The organism is Verrucomicrobiia bacterium (genome assembly GCA_035946615.1).
Taxonomy (GTDB): Bacteria; Verrucomicrobiota; Verrucomicrobiia; order Limisphaerales; family UBA8199; genus DASYZB01.
In genome coordinates this window covers 1-17,475 of record DASYZB010000023.1, presented here as the reverse complement: position 1 = coordinate 17,475, position 17,475 = coordinate 1, and the positions used below count along the sequence as shown (strand labels likewise).

The 17,475-nt window shown below is 56.9% G+C and carries 18 protein-coding genes; 11 read left to right on the top strand and 7 right to left on the bottom strand.

Annotated elements, in window-relative coordinates:
• On the bottom strand, positions 1-582 hold the full coding sequence (locus VG146_03600; protein ID HEV2391429.1) for a TraR/DksA C4-type zinc finger protein: 582 nt from the start codon (positions 580-582) through the stop codon (positions 1-3).
• A 240-nt stretch (positions 583-822) separates the two neighbouring features.
• Positions 823-1,713 carry a GTP cyclohydrolase FolE2 gene (folE2, locus tag VG146_03595; protein ID HEV2391428.1) on the bottom strand — a complete coding sequence of 297 codons (891 nt, stop codon included), beginning with the start codon at positions 1,711-1,713 and terminating at the stop codon, positions 823-825.
• 182 nt (positions 1,714-1,895) lie between these two features.
• Between folE2 and VG146_03590 the strand changes: the two genes are divergently transcribed.
• Both VG146_03590 and VG146_03585 read left to right on the top strand, forming a co-directional pair.
• The gene (locus VG146_03590; GenBank protein ID HEV2391427.1) at positions 1,896-2,744 is read left to right on the top strand and encodes an endonuclease/exonuclease/phosphatase family protein; all 849 of its coding nucleotides are present in this window, start codon (positions 1,896-1,898) and stop codon (positions 2,742-2,744) included.
• Between the two features lie 110 nt (positions 2,745-2,854).
• Entirely contained in the window at positions 2,855-3,478 is a 624-nt protein-coding gene (locus VG146_03585; protein HEV2391426.1) for a phage holin family protein, read from the top strand.
• Positions 3,479-3,539: 61 nt separating this feature from the next.
• Here the strand turns inward: VG146_03585 and VG146_03580 are convergent, their stop codons facing one another.
• Positions 3,540-4,319, bottom strand: a complete 780-nt coding sequence (locus tag VG146_03580; protein ID HEV2391425.1) for a class I SAM-dependent methyltransferase — start codon at positions 4,317-4,319, stop codon at positions 3,540-3,542.
• 452 nt (positions 4,320-4,771) lie between these two features.
• Here VG146_03580 and VG146_03575 point away from each other — a divergent pair, with 452 nt between their 5' ends.
• The 4 genes from VG146_03575 (at position 4,772) to VG146_03560 (ending at position 8,902) form a co-directional block, all read left to right on the top strand.
• Positions 4,772-5,089, top strand: a complete 318-nt coding sequence (locus VG146_03575) for a hypothetical protein (protein ID HEV2391424.1) — start codon at positions 4,772-4,774, stop codon at positions 5,087-5,089.
• A 181-nt stretch (positions 5,090-5,270) separates the two neighbouring features.
• The gene (locus VG146_03570) at positions 5,271-6,227 is read left to right on the top strand and encodes an aldo/keto reductase (GenBank protein ID HEV2391423.1); all 957 of its coding nucleotides are present in this window, start codon (positions 5,271-5,273) and stop codon (positions 6,225-6,227) included.
• A gap of 59 nt (positions 6,228-6,286) precedes the next feature.
• Positions 6,287-7,240 carry an NAD(P)H-binding protein gene (locus VG146_03565; GenBank protein ID HEV2391422.1) on the top strand — a complete coding sequence of 318 codons (954 nt, stop codon included), beginning with the start codon at positions 6,287-6,289 and terminating at the stop codon, positions 7,238-7,240.
• A gap of 189 nt (positions 7,241-7,429) precedes the next feature.
• Positions 7,430-8,902, top strand: a complete 1,473-nt coding sequence (locus VG146_03560; GenBank protein ID HEV2391421.1) for a DUF4070 domain-containing protein — start codon at positions 7,430-7,432, stop codon at positions 8,900-8,902.
• Between the two features lie 121 nt (positions 8,903-9,023).
• Here the strand turns inward: VG146_03560 and VG146_03555 are convergent, their stop codons facing one another.
• Together VG146_03555 and VG146_03550 are read right to left on the bottom strand one after the other, a co-directional pair.
• A complete protein-coding gene (locus VG146_03555) occupies positions 9,024-9,512 on the bottom strand; it encodes a response regulator (protein ID HEV2391420.1) in 489 nt (162 codons plus the stop codon).
• Positions 9,513-9,603: 91 nt separating this feature from the next.
• Positions 9,604-10,026, bottom strand: coding sequence for a DUF309 domain-containing protein (locus VG146_03550; GenBank protein HEV2391419.1), 423 nt, complete (start codon positions 10,024-10,026; stop codon positions 9,604-9,606).
• Positions 10,027-10,158: 132 nt separating this feature from the next.
• On the opposite strand from VG146_03550, the gene VG146_03545 reads away from it, so the two are divergent.
• Genes VG146_03545 through def form a run of 3 tightly spaced genes read left to right on the top strand, consistent with a single transcriptional unit; the run spans position 10,159 to position 12,848 of the window.
• A complete protein-coding gene (locus VG146_03545; GenBank protein HEV2391418.1) occupies positions 10,159-11,085 on the top strand; it encodes a ParB/RepB/Spo0J family partition protein in 927 nt (308 codons plus the stop codon).
• A 45-nt stretch (positions 11,086-11,130) separates the two neighbouring features.
• Complete coding sequence (locus tag VG146_03540) at positions 11,131-12,249, top strand: PfkB family carbohydrate kinase (protein HEV2391417.1); 1,119 nt, start codon at positions 11,131-11,133, stop codon at positions 12,247-12,249.
• A gap of 14 nt (positions 12,250-12,263) precedes the next feature.
• The gene (gene def / locus VG146_03535; GenBank protein HEV2391416.1) at positions 12,264-12,848 is read left to right on the top strand and encodes a peptide deformylase; all 585 of its coding nucleotides are present in this window, start codon (positions 12,264-12,266) and stop codon (positions 12,846-12,848) included.
• Here def and VG146_03530 read toward each other — a convergent pair.
• Both VG146_03530 and VG146_03525 read right to left on the bottom strand, forming a co-directional pair.
• The gene (locus VG146_03530) at positions 12,845-13,975 is read right to left on the bottom strand and encodes a GNAT family N-acetyltransferase (protein HEV2391415.1); all 1,131 of its coding nucleotides are present in this window, start codon (positions 13,973-13,975) and stop codon (positions 12,845-12,847) included. The two genes, def and VG146_03530, sit on opposite strands and share 4 nt — an antisense overlap.
• 1,646 nt (positions 13,976-15,621) lie before the next feature.
• Positions 15,622-16,059 (bottom strand): hypothetical protein, encoded by a 438-nt coding sequence (locus tag VG146_03525; GenBank protein ID HEV2391414.1) that lies wholly within the window; start codon positions 16,057-16,059, stop codon positions 15,622-15,624.
• A gap of 397 nt (positions 16,060-16,456) precedes the next feature.
• On the opposite strand from VG146_03525, the gene VG146_03520 reads away from it, so the two are divergent.
• Together VG146_03520 and VG146_03515 are read left to right on the top strand one after the other, a co-directional pair.
• Positions 16,457-16,870, top strand: a complete 414-nt coding sequence (locus VG146_03520; GenBank protein ID HEV2391413.1) for a hypothetical protein — start codon at positions 16,457-16,459, stop codon at positions 16,868-16,870.
• Between the two features lie 218 nt (positions 16,871-17,088).
• Positions 17,089-17,475: hypothetical protein (locus VG146_03515; GenBank protein ID HEV2391412.1), on the top strand; the 387-nt coding region annotated here is incomplete at its 3' end.

Genomic DNA, 17,475 nt, shown 5'->3' with positions numbered 1-17,475 from the left:
TTATTCCTTTTCCTTCGGCTTCTCTTCGGGCTCCTCTTCCTCGGCTTCCACCTCGGCAACGCCCACGGCATCGACGGTGCCCAGGGCGCCCAAACGGCGCTGGCGCAAAGCCCCTTCCCGCTCGAGTTGGGCCTGGGCTTGAACCGTAAAGCGGGTCCAGGGAATCGCTTCCAGGCGGCTTCTGGGAATCGGCTTGCCGGTCAATTCGCAAATGCCATAGGTGTTTTTCTCGATTCGCTTGAGCGCCTCTTCAATCTCATACATGGCGTCCTGGTCCGAAGACAAAAGGCTCAACGCGAAATCCCGGTCGAAATTGTCCGTGCCGGAATCGGCCATATGGAGGCTGTAACCGGCCATTTCCTGGGCGGATTCCTTGGCCAAGCCGTTCATTTGCCGTGTGAGCTGATCGCGCAATTCCAGCAGTCTCTGGTAGAATTTCGCCCATTCGGCCCGGACTTTGATTTCGCCGTTCTTCTTCACTTTCACCACGGCATGGCCGAGGATGGAGGCAGCCGTGGCTGAACCATGAGGCTTCTGGCCAACAGGCGCTTTCTTGCTAACTTCTTTCTTCTTCGTTGTCACAACTCAATCACTGATTCTCGTTTTTGTTCATTCCATCGCCCTTCGGACGTAATCCCCCACCCTTTGAGGGTGCGCGAATGTAGCAAAGGAACCTAAATACTCCATAACTATTTTCAAAAAGTTTTGAAGGGGTAAATTGCCCGGTACGGGCGGCCAAACAGCCCAAAAAGCGGGGCCGTCGCGCCTAAAGAACCCTCCCGGTCCTGATTCCCCTCGGTGGCGGTCTGGCGCAGGATGCTGCTACCCCTTCTCAATGCAGGCGTATGCATTGTGATTGTGAATGCTCTCATGATTCTCGGCCTCCACTTTATACCACGTCACCTCCTGGTTGGCATTGAGCTTCAGCGCCACGTTTCGCACCAGGTCCTCCACAAACACCGGATTCTCATACGCCCGCTCCGTCACGGCCTTTTCGTCCTGCCGCTTCAACAGGGCGAACAACTCCGAGCTGGCCGAGCCTTCGATAATCGCAATCACATCCTCGATCCACACCGGTTTGCCAAATCGAATCTGGACGGTGACCTCTCCCCGCTGGTTGTGAGCCCCATAAGCTGCAATGGCTTTTGAACAGGGACATAAGGTTGTGACGAGCGCTTTCACCGTCAATATGAAATCGATCTCTTTCCGGCAAGCAGTCGCGTCAAAGCGCGCCGTATAATCCATGACGCTTTCCAGGCGCGTCACGGGGGCCTTCTTTACCATGAAATAGGGGAACTCTATCTCCAGGTGCGATGTGGCGGCGTGGAACTTTGCCTGGAGCGCGTAGAGAATGTCCGGGATGTTCTCGACATGTATTACGTTGCCGTGCGCGTTGAGCACCTCGATGAAGCGGCTCATGTGCGTTCCCTTGAACTCTTTGGGCAGATCCACAAACATGCCAATCGTTGCCACCGTGTTCTGCACCGTCCGTTCTTTGTCCCGCACCGTAATGGGAAAGCGCAGGCCCCGAACCCCCACCTTATCGATGCGCAGTTCGCGGTAGTCGCGCTCGCTCTGTTTATCATGCAATGGCGCCTTCTCTGCCCTATGCAAAACGGGTGGCGCCAGCGCGCGGTCACGCGCCGCCGGTCTGGGGGCTTTCAGAGCGCTGCGCCGGGCACGAATCGAGCCGTTTTCCACGGGTTTAAGCATGAGCCCAAAGGTAGCAGGGACCAGGGGATTTGCAACCTAACAGTTTAATTGACTTGGCGCCGTCAACGAGCAATTTTACGCGCGTGCGAGAAATGTGTTTTGGGATCAAACGAGCGGGGTCGTGTATCTGGCTGTGCTGGTTATGTCTTGGATTTGGATTACCGGCGGCACAGGGCGGCGATTTGTTCCGGGTTGTCACTTACAATGTCGAGGGCTACCAGGAAGAAACCACACCTGGGCGCTTTGCGAAATCGAGCGAATCCAAAGCCAAAGTTCGTGAAAGCTTGCGTGTGATTCAGCCAGACGTGCTGGCATTGCAGGAAATGGGCAGCACCGACGCCCTCCTCGAATTGCGCGAGAGTTTGAAGACCGAAGGGTTGGACCTGCCTTATTGGGAATTCATCGCCGGCGCCGAAACGAACATTCACCTGGCCATCCTCAGCCGGTTTCCGTTTTCGGCGCGGCGCCCGCATACAAACGATTGCTACCTGCTGAGTGGAAGGCGCTTGAGAGTGGGCCGGGGTTTCTGCGAGGTGGAAGTCCAGGTCAGCCCACGTTATTCTTTCACCTTGCTGGCAGCTCATCTCAAATCCAAGCGCGCCATTCCGCAAGCGGATGAGGCCGAAATGCGCCTCGAAGAAGCAAGGCTGTTGCGGGAAATCATCGACGCTCGCCTTGCTGCGGACCCGGAGGCCAACCTTATTGTGCTAGGCGACTTCAACGATACATGGGCCTCCGCTTCGACAAAAGCGGTTATTGGCAAAGGCAAACTCAAGCTCATCGACACACGTCCCGCCGAGCGCAACGGCGATAACTCTCCTTCTGGGACCAGTCGCGAGAGCCGAAACGTTACCTGGACACACTATTATCCCAAGGACGACACCTATTCGCGAATTGATTTCATTCTGCTCTCTCGCGGGATGGGGCGGGAATGGAAAGCCAACGCGAGCTACGTGCTGGCCCTCCCCAATTGGGGCCTGGCCTCGGATCACAGGCCCCTGGTCGCCACGTTCGAAGCGGAGGACAAATAGAGCGCCCTGATAGGTCTTTTCCCCACAGATATTCAGCCCGCAGCAAATTGAAATCGCCGCTTGGAATGCGATAATGCTCCGTGGAGGACACGATGGAATCACCCAGACGCATGTCGATTTTGAAATTGTTGCGTGTTTTAACCGGAGATGTGCGGGGATTCGTCCGCCAGGAACTGCAGTTGGCCAAAACAGAAATTTCCGAGAAACTCTCAGCGATGGCGCGCGACGCGGCTGCGTTGGCGGTGGGCGGGTTTGTGGCTTACGCGGGTTTGATTGTTTTGCTGATCGGGTTGGGATGGTTGCTGGCGTGGGCATTCGAGAATGCAGGTCTTTCGCCCGTCTTCGCGGGATTCCTCGGCCTGGCGGTTATGGGTCTAGTGGTGATGATGATTGGGGGCGCCCTTTTGCTCACTGCCCTGAAGGCATTCTCCAAACAATCGCTTAAGCCCGAACGGACCGTTCACACCTGGAACGAGTTGCAAGGCAAACCAGAACTCGCGCCGCAGCCCGAGCCAGCGCCTTCTCCCTCAAGCGCCGAGTTACAGACTCGCGTTGAAGCAACTCAGGACCGGATGACTGAAACCGTCGAGCAGTTGCGCGAGCGGCTCAGTGCTCGGCACCTCAATGCCCAAGTCAAGCGCCGCATCCAATCCAAACCCTGCGCCTCGGGCGCCCTTGCCATGGGCGCCGGTTTGCTCAGCGGCTTCTTGCTCAAGCACAAGCTCAAATCGTAAGCCGAAAATCGCCGGCCCCGCCCTAAGGTGAACTGAGCCGCTCCCTGTTTAAACTGATTCGTTACGGCTTAGGAATCCCGATGAGATAGGTAACCCGAAGGGGCGCCCTGTTATTCTTTCGCGAACCGATTTCCCACTGATAATCCTCCGCGCCAATTTTCCCAGTCAATTCAGCCAACTCAGCGAGGCTGTAGGTTCGCAAGCAGGAAACAACAGCATCAACCAGCAACACCATCGGCACCAACGGAATCAAGTACGTCCACAGCAGACGTGACCAGTGAAATGGGCGGATGAACGGGGTCATGACCAACACCATGAGCGGGGCCAACAGCATTAAGAGCAGGCCCAAGAGGCTGCGCTCAGTGGCCTCAAAAACCGCAATGCCTTCTCCCTGGCGAACCGCGTCGGCCAGCACCGCACTGGCCTTCTGTGGCGCAAAATGGTGAAAGGCGGTGAACATCGTGCGGAAACCCCTCAACTCTCGAGGGACTTGTGCTGCCTCGACGGATTGAGGGTGATAGCGGATAGCCGGATTGGTCCCCCGGTTGAATTCTTCGGAGACTGCAAGATTAGGATACTTATCGGTCAGGCAAACCGAGACATGTAATCCCATTACGGCTAAGGCGGGCTGAAGCCAAGACCACGGCCCCGCCGCGCCGGAGCAAAGGTCCACAATCTGCCCTTTGCCGGCCCGCTGGAGTGCCGAGGCCAGAATGGGAACGATTGCTGCGTAGGGCTTGGTCGTCAACGACACAAACCGAAGATAATCCGTGGCCGCATCCCGCAAAACACGCGGACACCAATCCTGGTCCTCAATCTCGAATAGGTGAATGCGCTTCATATGCGTCGTGTGGTCCCCAGGCAAAGCCACATCGCATTTGACGCCAAACGCTGAGCTGATCGGCAACCAAATTCAATGTTCCATGATGACGAAATCAGATGGCGTTGCGCAAGCGTAGGATAGGGTGAGCCTGGCTTGCTGGGAACGACTTTGGGGGGTAGATTGGTTTGTTGGGTGAACACTAAACCCGCCTTGGATCGCAACAGTCGAGATGAGATACCAGGAAAAGTAAAGAGATGAAATATGTGACGGTCCCCTGATCAGGGGAAATGGATAGTTGGTTGGGGGGACAGATCGCGCAGAGGAGGTTGGAATGCAACAATTGAAGAGATTAGGTCGGGCGTGGAGGCTATGGATTTGTCTCCTGGCCGCCGGAATGTTAACCGGTTGTGCCGATTACGGTTATTATGGCTATGGGGAGCCCGGGTGGTACGGCGATTATTATAATGATTATGGCCCCTACTACGGCTATTACGCCCCCGATTACGGGTACTACGGCCCTGGCCTTTATGGTGACTTCTACGGTGGGGGCATTTATGGCTTCGGTGATCACGATCGCGGCCGATTCTTCCATGGCGGCCATCGAGGGTTTGCAGGCCGAGGCGGGTTTCATGGAGGATTTGGCAGGCCTGGAGGCTTTGCCCATGGTGGAGGGCACGGAGGATTTGCCCGGAGTGGCGGTGGCCATGGTGGATTTGGCCACGGCGGCGGTCGGCATGGCAGATAAGCCTATATTTGCTTATTCGTGTGGTCCAACGGGGCGCTCGTAGAAAAGCCGCACTCCGTGGAGCAATTGGCAAGCCCGCACCAGGGCGCGCCGCGCCGAAGAAGAGTTCACCTTCAACAAAGACTGGCGTTACAAAGAGCAACGCCACCACGCACCACCACGCTGCTCATTCACCAATCCTTTCTCCTTGTGCTTCCGCTCGACATGGGAGAGCTTGCTTGGGTATGAACCGTCGCCAATTCCTCGAAACCGCGGCGTTGGGCCTCCTCGCAGCACCCACCCTGGCCGCCCTTCCCTTCGGAAAGCTTCCGAGCCGTATTCTAGGCCGAACCGGCCTCACGGTACCCATTCTCGGGTTCGGCTCCGGCAGCCGCTTCCTCATGTACGCGGAGGAGGACAAGGCCCTCGAAGCCCTTAATCGCGCCATTGACCTTGGAATAACCTATATCGATACCGCTCACTCGTATGGCAATGGCCGCAGCGAAGAACGAGTCGGGCGAATCATGGCGACGCGGCGCAAGGAAGTGACGCTCGCCACCAAGATCGCAGCCCGCACGGCGGACGGGGCCCGGCGGCAAATCGACTTGAGCCTCAAACGACTCCAGACCGACCACCTCGATGTGCTGCACATTCACGCATTGAAGGATGCGCAGGACCTGGCGGCCATCGGCAAGCCCGGGGGAGTCGTGGAGGCATTCTACGCGGCGCGTGACCAAGGGATTACTCACGCGATCGGCATTACGTGCCATGCAAGTCCCGCGGCCTTACGCACGGCGCTGCTGCGGTTCGACTTTGACTGCACTCAGATGGCGCTGAATGCGGGGCTGGCCAGCATGACCGACGCGATGAAGACTGCGCCAGCAGGGCCCGAGAGCTTCGAGCGCCTGGCGCTCCCGGTGGCAATTGAAAAGCAGCTCGGCATCATCGCCATGAAAGTCTCCGGCCAGGAGCATTTGATCGGCGCAGCTCCTTTCGAGAAACTGCTGGCGTACGCGCTCTCGCTTCCCGTTTCACTGGCCAGCGTCGGGATGCCCCAACTCGCGCACATCGAGCAAAACGCGGCGCTGGCGCGTGGGTTCAGGCCAATGTCACGGCACCAGCGGCATCGCCTCGAAGACTCGATCGAATTCAGCAGAAAATTTGCGATGCAGCGCTTCTTCGCCGATCATCAGGATGTCTAGCACAGCTAAAGACCTGAGCTTTTCTTCGCTCGAAGGGAAGAAAGCGGGTGCGCTGACAAATGAAACCGGGCGGGACAAGCAGCGAGTTCCATGTGGTGACCGGGGCCTTTGGCTATTCCGGTAAATACATTGCCGCCCGCCTGCTCGAGGCGGGTCATCGCGTACGGACCCTCACCAACTCGCTCGAAAGGGCCAACCCTTTCGGCGACCAGGTGCAGGCCCTCCCTTTTTCGTTCGATAATCCGGCGAAACTCGCCGAATCTCTCAATGGTGCTGCCGTTCTCTACAATACCTATTGGGTAAGATTCAACTACGGTGATTTTTCGCGCCGGCGGGCTATCGAAAACAGCCTCAAATTGTTCGAGGCCTGCCGAGTGGCCGGCGTTTCACGCGTAGTTCATGTCAGTATCACCAATCCGTCGCTCGAATCCCCCTTGGAATACTTCCGCGGCAAGGCCCAATTGGAGCGGGCGCTCACGGAATCGGGTTCATCCTATGCCATTCTGCGGCCAGCGGTCTTGTTCGGGCGCGAAGACATTCTCATCAACAACATCGCCTGGTGCCTGCGCCGATTGCCTGTGTTCGGCGTGTTCGGCGATGGCCAATACAAACTCCAACCGATTTATGTCGATGACCTGGCCCAGCTCGCCATCACGCAAGGGGCTCAAAGGAGCAACGCCATCCTGGATGCCATCGGCCCAGAGACGTTCACCTACCGCGAGCTGGTGCGGCAAATCGGCGCCATTATCGGCAAGCGCCGCCCGATGATTTCCGTGCCACCCTCGGTGGGTTTTTTCCTGGCCCAGGTCTTGGGCAAGCTCACCGGGGATGTCCTGATCACCAGGGATGAGATTCAGGGCCTGATGCAGAACCTTTTGTGCACCCATTCCCCTCCTCTGGGAACCACCCGGCTTACCAACTGGACGCGTGAGCACGCCGAGACGCTGGGCCGCAAGTACGCCAGCGAACTGGCACGGCGCAAGAACCGCAAAGCGCCTTATGAAGCGCTATAATCGCTATACTGAGGAGTCCCGAACATGAACTACATCTCTAATCTGCCGATGCTTCTCCCTCTCCCCTTCCGAAGGGGAGAGGGGTCCCTCTATGTGTAGTCCATCCCACCCTCCTCCCAGTAGTGTAAGTAGTGCATTGACAGAAAGGCTGTGCTAAGCTCGCTGGAGGAATCGGAACACGAGAATCCTATGAACGTATTGTTGGTTTATCCACAGAACCCGGACACCTTTTGGAGCTTCAAACATGTCCTGCGCTTTGTCTCCAAGCGCTCGACCTTTCCGCCGCTGGGCCTGCTGACCATCGCGGCGATGCTGCCCTCGGAATGGAATTTTCGCCTGGTCGATTTGAATGTTAAACGCTTAAGCGACAGCGATCTGCTTTGGGCCGATTACGTCCTGATCAGCGCGATGATCGTCCACACACAGTCTGTCAATGAAATCGCCGCCCGCTGCAACGGCTTGGGCAAGCCCATCATCGCCGGAGGACCTCTGTTCACCACCGGTTACGAGAATTTTCCTGCAATCCATCACTTCGTGCTGGGCGAGGCCGAGGACCTCATGGCGCAATTGGCTGCGGATATGGCGGCCAGGACCGTGCAACCGTTGTACAGGGCTGCCGGACGGCCAGCGGTCACGCGTGTGCCGGCGCCCCGCTGGGACCTGATTGATTTCAAACACTACGTCACGATGGCGGTCCAGTTCTCACGCGGCTGTCCTTATGATTGTGAGTTTTGCGATATCATCATCATGAATGGCCGGGTGCCCAGGACCAAAACTCCAGCCCAACTCATCGGCGAGCTCGAGACCCTCCGCTTGCAAGGCTGGAAGGATATGGTCTTTATCGTGGATGACAACTTTATCGGAGACAAAAAGCGAACCAAGGCGCTGTTGGGTGAGATGATTGCCTGGCGCCAACGGGTGCAGCCGAGCATGGGCTTTTTCACCGAAGCCTCGGTGAACCTGGCGGACGACCCCGAGCTTTGCGAGTTGATGGCCAAAGCAGGGTTTAAGAAGGTATTCGTCGGCATCGAAACGCCTTTGGCAGAGAGCCTGCAGGAGTGCCACAAGCTCCAGAACAAAGGCCGCGATCTGGTCGAATCCATCCAGATTCTCCAGCGTGCCGGGTTGGAAGTCATGGGTGGCTTTATTGTCGGTTTCGACAATGACCAGCAAGACATCTTCAAGCGACAGTTTGAATTCATCCAACAATCCGGCGTTGTCACCGCGATGGTGGGTTTGCTGCAGGCCCTGCCGCAAACCAAGTTGTACCAGCGGCTCAAGCGCGAAGGCCGCCTGGAATCTGAAGCGACCGGCAATAATACCGAAGCGGTGCTCAATTTCAGGACGCGCCTGAACCGGGAGTTTCTGCAAAACGGCTATCGCGACCTGATGAGGCGCCTTTACGAGCCCAAGGCTTACTATCAAAGAATTCGCACGTTCCTGGAGAACCACCGGCCTTCCGGGCCGCGGTTGCGTGTATCGCCGTCGGATTTAAAGGCCTTTCTGAAATCCTTTTGGATGCTGGGTATCCTGGAACGTGGCCGTCACAATTATTGGAGATTCTTTTGGAGCATTCTTTTACGGCGTCCGCGGCAACTCCGTTGCGCTATCGAGTTAGCGGTCATCGGCTATCATTTCCGCCGCGTAGCAAGCCGGCTTTAGTTAGCCGCGCTCAGAGGAGTCTGTAACGTGTCCTGCAACCGCAAGCTGCACAGGATTCTCCCTCTTTCCTTCAGAAGGGCAGAGGGTCCCCTATGCGTAGCCCATCCCCCGCGTCCTCCTATTACTTCTGAAGCTTGGGCCGTTCCCCGTCGGTGGTTTGCCCCGGGTTGGCGCAGTATCGATTAAACCTCTCATCCAGCCAGCACTTGCGCACATCATCCAGCAGGCTGACCAGGTCATCAAAGCCCTGGGGCTTGACCCGATAATCATAGACGCCCAATTGACGGGATTTATCCACATCGGCCTGAAGTTTGGAGGAGGTCAGCACAACGACTGGCAAGGTATCGAACTGCGGATGGGTGCGCAGCCATTTGAGCACGTCGAACCCATCCATCCAGGGCATCTTCAGATCCAGAAGCACTAAACCGGGCAGCGGATACTGTTTGCGGTTGGAGAACTTACCGGTGCCGGCCAGATAATCGATCGCCTCCTGGCCGTTGTGTACGACCGCCAGAGGGTTGGGAACTCCGGCTCGCTCGAAGGCACGCCGCATGAGGAAAATGTCATTATCGTCATCCTCCGCCAGTAAAATCGAAATATCGTTGAGCATAATGCAAAGGCTCGCAGTCGTACACGTTAAAGAAAGCGGGCATTATTGGGTTCAATATGGCACAGGCGTGTCGGAATAACAAATCCGCCAATCAGGGCGCTTCCAGCCTGAGCTGCGGGTAGGGGCCAATCCAGAGCGGATTCGAAGAGCCTGTGCCCTCTTGCAGGCGCCCCAGCCAGAGTTGGATCATCTGCCCCAACGAATTCAATTCGAGACTATCGAAAACATCTGGATACCGCGCGAAATTGGCTTGTGCCAAATGCAGCAAAGCCGCTGCCGGCCCGCGGCGGTCCTTCTGCACATGCACGAATGCCCCTGCCAATTGAATCAAGCCCTTGTAGAATAAATCCTTGGGACCACCTCGCTCGCGAAGCCAAAGTCCCTCCAAAACCTCGTGGGCCTCGAAAAAAAGCTGCTGATTAAAGCATTCAAAGTAACCGAGGTACTGTGGGGGCAAACCCCGTCCCTTGAGGGATGCTATCAAACCAGTGAAGTCAGTTTTTGTGAGTGCCACGAATGAACCATACACAATTGCGCAGCAAAACCCAAAGCCGAAGTCGCAGGTTCAATGGTCCAGGCCAGTCCAGGTTGCGATGGGGCAGGGACTGAATTGACATATTTGCCGCGGTTGGACACCCTCTAGCGCATGGCAAAGCCAGCTTTGGGCCGGGGCCTGGGAGCGTTGTTGGGCGGCAGTCCCCTCGCGCAACCTCCTTTCCCGGCCGCAACCCCGCACCCTCCTCCCGAGGTCCTGCCCGCCACTCCGGGGCCGGACCACGTGCAGCGGGTCGCCCTCGAGCGCATCGTCCCCTGCCCTTTTCAACCCCGCAAAGACTTCGCTCCGGAAGCCCTCCGCGAACTGGCCGATTCAATCAGGGAGCAAGGCATCGTCCAACCCCTCATTGTGCGCGAGCGCAACGGGCATCTCGAGCTGATCGCAGGAGAACGCCGCTGGCGCGCCGCCCAACTCCTGGCCCTGGCTGATGTCCCCGTCATTGTGAGGCAAGCCGATGACCGGGCGGTGCTCGAACTGGCACTGATCGAAAACTTACAGCGGGAGAACCTCAATCCCCTCGAAGAGGCCCAGGGCTACGCCCAATTGATCGAGCAGTTTCAGCTTACGCAGGAAGAAGTGGCCGCCAAGGTAGGCAAAAGCCGGACGGTGGTGGCCAACTCGCTGCGTTTGCTCAAGCTGGCCGCAGAGGTGCAGGGCTATCTTCGTGAGGGAAAGTTGTCGGTCGGCCACGCCAAGGTCATTTTGGGCCTGGCCGGGCCAACACACCAGAAAAGCGCGGCCGAGCGCATTCTGAGGGACGGCCTCAATGTGCGCCAAACCGAAGCCCTTGTGGCCCACCTGCATGCCCGCCAAGCTTCAACTTTATCCAAGTCGCCGCCCGCCGCTCCGCCGAATCGGGACGCCCACATTGCCAATCTCGAAGACCAGATTCGCGAACGCCTCGGCACAAAAATCCGGCTGCGCTATGCCCATGGAAAAGGGGCGCTGGAAATCGCCTTTTACAGCGACGCCGAGCTGGAGCGAGTGCTGCAAATCCTGGGGGTCAGGGCGGACTGAATTGGCAGGTCCCTTCACGATTTAATTCAAACACCTATCCTACTCATGAACGATCCTGAATTACGCAAACAAACCGCAACCCAGCTCGAAACCAACATCCAGCGCGCGGGCCAGATGTCTGCTTTTGTCGGGCTCGACGGTTTTGTGGATGACATCCTGCACGTGGTGGACAAGCGTGAAAGCGCCGACAAATACGTGCGGCTGCCCACTATCGCCCAGTTGGCGCAAAGACTGGCGGCTGCGGCGGGCCGCAGCACCAATATCGAGCTGGTCAGCCAATTGACCAAACTGGGAGGCAACGGCCCCATTATGGCCAATGCCCTGGCCAGCTTCGGCCTGAAAATAACTTATCTGGGCATCTTGGGTTACCCGAACCTGCACCCGGTTTTTGCAAGCTTTGCCAAAATCGCCCAGGTCCATTCCATCGCCGAGCCGGGCTATACCGACGCGCTGGAATTCGAAGACGGCAAAATCATGTTGGGCAAACATGAGTCCTTGAAACAAATGAATTGGGACAATATCAAGAGCCGGTTCGGTCAGGACAAATTTGCCGCTCACTTCGGCCAGGCCGACCTGGTCGGCTTCGTGAACTGGACCATGCTCACCTCGATGAGCGACATCTGGTCCGCTGTCTTGAAAGAAATCTGCCCTAAACTCCAGGGAACCCGCCGCAAGCTCTTCATCGATCTGGCCGATCCCGAAAAACGGACCAATGAAGATATCCTGCGCGCCCTCGAATTGATCCGCGCCTTCCAAAAGTATTTTGACGTCATCCTGGGCCTGAACGAAAAGGAAGGTTACGAAATAGCAGAAAACCTCGGACTCAAGGCCGAAGACCATTCGCCGGAAGGGCTGCAAAAGGTCTGCAAGGAAATCCACCTGCGCATCCCGATTGATACGATTATCATCCATCCAACCGCTTACGCGCTGGCCTCTGGTCCGGATGGAGAGGCCATCGTTCAGGGGCCGTTTGCTCCCAAACCCAAGATCACCACCGGCGCCGGCGACCACTTCAACTCCGGTTTTTGCCTGGGCAAATTACTGGGTTTCACGACCGAGCGCTGCCTGCTGAGCGGCGTGACCACCAGTGGGTTTTACGTGCGCACCGGCCAAAGCCCGGCGATTCGGGACCTTGCGCAGATGTTGCGAAACTGGCCGGGCTGAATCATGGTGACGGAATGGTATTGTCGATAATCAAATATGGCACGCCGGTGTTGCGGCACAAAGGCGCCCGCGTAGATACGGTGAGCGCGGCAATCAGGAAGCTGATCGCCGATATGCTCGAAACAATGTATGAATACAAGGGCATCGGCCTGGCCGCGCAACAGGTCGGTTTGGCGCTCCAGCTCACCGTGATCGACGTGCGCGGGGTAACAGACCGGCCCTCTTCTCTCGAAATCAAGGGCCAACCAACCGACGTGCGTAGCTTTATGCCGCTGGTGCTGCTGAATCCCGAAATTACCCCGATTGGCCAGCCGGTCTCCGGACCGGAAGGGTGCCTGAGTTTTCCTGAGGTTTTTGCTGAAATTACCCGGCCCGACGTTGTGGATGTGAAAGCCCTTGATGAAAAGGGCAGGCCATTGGAGTTTCGTTGTGGCGGCCTGCTTTCGCGCGCCGTTCAACATGAAACCGATCACCTTCACGGGATTCTTTTCATCGATCGGATGGATAAAAAATCCAAAGAAGAACTGCGCGCAGAGCTGGAGCTCCTTCAGGCCGAGACTAAAGCCATGCTCAAAAAGACATCGGCCACGCGCGTCTAAAGAGATTTCTCGTAAATCCTGTATCGTTTGTACACTCTGCCCCCGATGGCCTCGAGCACACGGCACATCATCACGTTGTCCTCAAGAATCCACGAGGCCTCCGATTCGGTCACCCCGGCATCGAACCCGACCTTCAATCCCTCGATCAGGAGCGCCGATTCGATGCCTTTCGAGCGATACTTTTCAGTGACCCCGAGGGTCAGAACTCGGGTTCGTTTCGGGCGTTTCCAGCCCATCAGATAGGGAATGAATCCCAACACGCGCGGGGTTAGCAAGCGCCCCCGCAGCGGCTGAAGGGCCGGGTTGTAGTCAGGCAATGCCAGCAGAAAACCCACCGGCTGCGACCCCGCCTCGGCCAGCCAAATCAATCCTTCCATAAGCAAGGGTTTCAGGCGCTCCGCCATGAAATCCACCTCGGCATCGGTCATCGGCACAAACCCCCAGTTCTGCTGCCAGGCGGCGTTATAGACCTCTTTTATCTTCACGATGTCCTGGTCGAGTGTCTTGCGCAACACGGGGCGGAAGGCCAAGCCCGGGTTGCGCTGCTTGACCTTCCCACCGATTCGCGTTAAGCGGTCCATTGGGATATTCGAGAGGTCGATGTGGAATGCCAGAAGGTCCTTGGCTTTGCGAAAACCGTCCGCTTCCACCAAATCCACATAATAGCGCGGGTTATAGGTCATCATGAACACAGGCGGTGAATCAAACCCCTCGACCAGCAGACCGCATTCATCATTGGTCGTGGGGTTCATCGGCCCCAGCACCCGTTTCAAGCCCGCCTGCGCCGCCCAATCCGCCATCGTTTTGAGCAAGGCCCCGGCGGCTGCCGGGTCATTGAGGCATTCGAAAAAGCCGAAGAACGCCCCCGGCTCAACCAAGCGGTTATGGGTCTCGTCAATGATGCCGGCAATGCGGCCTATATCGCGACCGTTCCGGGAGGCGACCCAAAGCTGCATTTTGGCGTGCTCGAAGAGTGGGTTGTCGTCCGTGAAGACCTTTTTCAAATCCATCAGCAGCGGAGCTACCCAATTGGGATCACCATTGTAAATGCAGTAGCTGACGTTTAAAAATCGGTTGATATCGCGCGAACTGCGCGACAAGGAAACAATCTGCAGGCCGTTGCTCATCTCAAAACAAAGTTCGTGCCGGGAATGAATCGACCGGCTTCGCCCCAGATTGACCGATGCGCGCCCCAACGTCAATCCGGGCGCACTCCACCGCGTCGCAACGTTCTTGATCGAAAAACGGCAGCATTGACGGCGCTCGCGGACTCGCTTAGCTGGCGCGTGGGTTTAATCGGAGACTGGGGGCGAGCGGTCCGCGCGTTGGTTGGCTGGCCGGGCCAGATCGAGGCGGTGGTGGTTTTCATATGTCTTCACCCTATATTCCACGACAAAACGTGTCCTTTGACTGACAGGACTCTGGGCGGGGTTGTTCGGGCTGGTTGCCTCGAATCTCATATGAGTGAAAAAATCACTCAGATTTGGTCAGATTTGGTCAGATGGACGGGTGGGAGCGGTAGTCCATCCCACGATCCTCCCAGCAGGGCCTCCTCTCCCCGGCCCTCTCCTCCAAAGGAGGAGAGGGAGAAGCATCGGCAGATTTAAGGATGTAGTTCATGTTAGGAAGTTGCCGCGAAAGAACGCGGAAGAAGGCGGGGAGGAGACACGAATTTCACGAATTTACACGAAGGGGAAGACAAGGCCGCCAAAAAGCGGCAGAGGCACAGCGCGGCATAGTCGCGACCAAATCGAAACCGCGGAATACGGGTATGTGGAAGAACTGAAGAACTTCCTTTTGCATCCGCACAAGGAATCGTCGGGAAATGCAAGCATCCCCACAGAAACTGAAACGGAGAAGAAAACGGTGCTCGAAGTCCTGCTCTGTCGCCGGTGTTGAAAAATGAACACCACGGGAATGAGGGGGGTGGGCTCTGTAGTGTCAACCGGTGTCCACCGGTGTCAACCGGTGTCCACCGGTGACGCCGGGTCGGTTTTTGGATTTGTGGAATTGGAATAACTGGGCGGGGCTCGGAAGGCGGGGTTCGAATATCGGGGGTGAAATGGATGAACAACAGGGAAACTGAAACATAATAAAATAGCGTTATTTACCGTTATTTAGCGTTACTTAGCGTTACGGAGATTCAGTTTCAAGTGCGGAAGCTGAAGGAAACTGAGATAGCAGCGGTTGACTCCGGTTTTTTGCGGAAGAGCGGACGGGGCCAGAACATCGAACGCTCAAAGGTCGAACATTCTCAACATAGCGGATGGTGCGCACTGGAGTCGAACTGCAATTTGCGGGAATTTGCTGCAATTTCGTGCAATTTGGCGCAATTTGGCGCAATTAATGGGGGATGGGGGGACGGGAGAGCAACCGAGAGCAGACGGGACCTAACGCCGACGGTTCCGAGAGTGAGCGTGATGTGGCCAGTAGCATTGAGCATCGAGCGTTTTGGGTGGAAAAGTTTTGCGCGCGGGAAAGGAAAAACGAAGTGCAACATGCTACATTAACGATATAGTCGCTGATATTATGCGGTTTTTATGTTGCACTTTGAAGTGCAACACAAGTGCAACATGGTCACCTATGGTGTCAAAGTCTGAGGGGGCCTGAGGCTCCAAGGAGGCTGGTCGGGAGCCCAAGGGCAGTGTTTTGATGGAAAAGTTTGTGCGCGTCGGCCTTGAGGGGGTTAAAGCGGAGGTAAGTCTGGCCGTCAGTGTTGTGGGGATTTATGGTTACCGGGAGTTACCGTGGGTTACCGTAAGCTACCGTACGGTTACTGTGGGTTACCGTGAGATGTCGTTTGAGAGACGTTCGAGGGACGTTCGGAGGGGGCAAGGGGCTGCCGGGGCTGGGGCTGCGGTTTTGACGCTAAGGCGCGCCGGCTCATCTCGTGTTGGAGCATCTCGCCAAAGGTGGGGCCGGAAGGGCAATAGGGCATCTCTTCACGAGGCGGGAGGTCATTCCGATGGGGGACATTGTCCTCACGGGAGGACTCAGCGAGCTTTTCGGCCGAAACGATTCCGCGGAGGACTTCGATGTCGCTGGCTTCTTTATGGCGCAGGTTGGGGATGGAGTTGCGGATGCCGGCGAGCCCGGCTGTTTTATAGCGTTGTTCTTGGAGCTCGGCGTCGAGAACGGTGAGGTTGTGGTTGTGGTTGTTGTTGTTGTCGGGCTGTGAGCCGATGTTGATCGATGATGATGAATTTAGCATATGCGAACAGGATAAAGAGGGGCGGAAGACCTCGAAATCGTGGGGATTTGGAGGGTAGTTGGATTGATGGTTTAAGGGTGAGGAAGGGTAGTGCATAACATCCTTGTAATGAAGGAGTTTGACGCTAATCGGCGCTGATGGTATTGCGGGTCATATTCATTTCGCCCTCGGGAGCACGCCCAACTCATCAATATTTCGTAATCACGCGCCCTTCATAGTGGATGATTTGAGGATTGAGCCCGGCCGTCATGGTCTGAATGCTCGCTAAGGGTTCGCTTGTTGCGAAAATCACCTGTTCGCCACGCTGTTTGGCACCTGCCGCCCGCTTGAGCAAACTCACGAAGCTGAGCTCTTCCGCCTCTTGTTGCCTCGGCTCTGGCAGACGAACTTTCGCAGGATGCCACTGAACACCTCTCCCAGGTTCAACGCGATTATCCTGGCAAGACGCCTAGTTGGTTATGTAGATAGCTGTCTCCTTCGCGCAAGGAACGTCCTCAAAATCGGACGAAGCATCGATGCGCCTAAGCGGCAGCCGCTCAGGTTGGCTCTTGAAGATTGCGCTGCGTGCCTGATTGACCCCGACGACGTTCTCCAGAACGTCTGCGCGCATGACCTCCTTCGGTTGATGGTGGCCGTCCTGGACCCGTTCGACGCTGCCGTCTTGCTGCTATTGTATGACGGCTTTCGCGTCAACGAGATCGCTTTGGCCCTCCACGTCTCCCATCCGGCCATTGCCAGGCATCGCCGCAAAGTTGCCGCCGCGGCCCTGAAGCTGGGGGTTTCTTCTAAGCCCTCCCGTCTCAAACCATAAGCAATGTCAAACTTTGTTTGCTTTTCTGAATATTTTGGTGACCGATCGGCCTCCAATTTTACTTGTACTAGTGTGCAGCAAATCCATAAGCCAACCGATCGCCGGAAGCGTCTGTTGCCAATAAACCATGCTTATCTGTATAAAAAGGAAAGCTTCCCAAACTGCCCTGTCCGGGGTGGGCGCATAGCGCTGCTCGCAGAACTTAAGCCCAAGTATTTATGAAAACTTCCCTCAAAATCGCTGTTGTCGTCTCTCTCGCGGCTGCAGGGCTTCTCTTCGTCAGGCCGGGCCAAACCGGTCCCATTCCGGGCCCCACGGCCTACCCCCTATTGGCCGGCGCGGGCCTGGCCCCTATCGGAAGCCAGCCGGTGGACGACTCAGTGGCGCAGCAGCTAAACTCCCTTTTCACATCCGCCGTTGGCGCAGCCAAGAGCATTGCGCCCGGCCCCGATGCCGGCGCCCAGCGGCGCGCTGTCGATGATGAACTGCGTGCCGAACTCGAGAGCTCCACAACCAATAACCCCGCCTCCGCCTGGACGCCCAGCGTTCACCTATGGCTGGGGCGCCGCGCTCTCGTGCGCTGCGGCTATTCTCTGGCTATGAAC

Excerpts from the sequence above, each read along its gene's own strand:
- folE2 (HEV2391428.1), bottom strand. The coding sequence starts at position 1,713 with ATGCTTAAACCCGTGGAAAACGGCTCGATTCGTGCCCGGCGCAGCGCT.
- VG146_03585 (HEV2391426.1), top strand. The coding sequence starts at position 2,855 with ATGTCGATTTTGAAATTGTTGCGTGTTTTAACCGGAGATGTGCGGGGA.
- VG146_03580 (HEV2391425.1), bottom strand. The coding sequence starts at position 4,319 with ATGAAGCGCATTCACCTATTCGAGATTGAGGACCAGGATTGGTGTCCG.
- VG146_03575 (HEV2391424.1), top strand. The coding sequence starts at position 4,772 with ATGGCCCCTACTACGGCTATTACGCCCCCGATTACGGGTACTACGGCC.
- VG146_03570 (HEV2391423.1), top strand. The coding sequence starts at position 5,271 with ATGAACCGTCGCCAATTCCTCGAAACCGCGGCGTTGGGCCTCCTCGCA.
- VG146_03565 (HEV2391422.1), top strand. The coding sequence starts at position 6,287 with ATGAAACCGGGCGGGACAAGCAGCGAGTTCCATGTGGTGACCGGGGCC.
- VG146_03560 (HEV2391421.1), top strand. The coding sequence starts at position 7,430 with ATGAACGTATTGTTGGTTTATCCACAGAACCCGGACACCTTTTGGAGC.
- VG146_03555 (HEV2391420.1), bottom strand. The coding sequence starts at position 9,512 with ATGCTCAACGATATTTCGATTTTACTGGCGGAGGATGACGATAATGAC.
- VG146_03545 (HEV2391418.1), top strand. The coding sequence starts at position 10,159 with ATGGCAAAGCCAGCTTTGGGCCGGGGCCTGGGAGCGTTGTTGGGCGGC.
- VG146_03540 (HEV2391417.1), top strand. The coding sequence starts at position 11,131 with ATGAACGATCCTGAATTACGCAAACAAACCGCAACCCAGCTCGAAACC.
- def (HEV2391416.1), top strand. The coding sequence starts at position 12,264 with ATGGTATTGTCGATAATCAAATATGGCACGCCGGTGTTGCGGCACAAA.
- VG146_03530 (HEV2391415.1), bottom strand. The coding sequence starts at position 13,975 with ATGAGCAACGGCCTGCAGATTGTTTCCTTGTCGCGCAGTTCGCGCGAT.
- VG146_03525 (HEV2391414.1), bottom strand. The coding sequence starts at position 16,059 with ATGCTAAATTCATCATCATCGATCAACATCGGCTCACAGCCCGACAAC.
- VG146_03520 (HEV2391413.1), top strand. The coding sequence starts at position 16,457 with ATGCCACTGAACACCTCTCCCAGGTTCAACGCGATTATCCTGGCAAGA.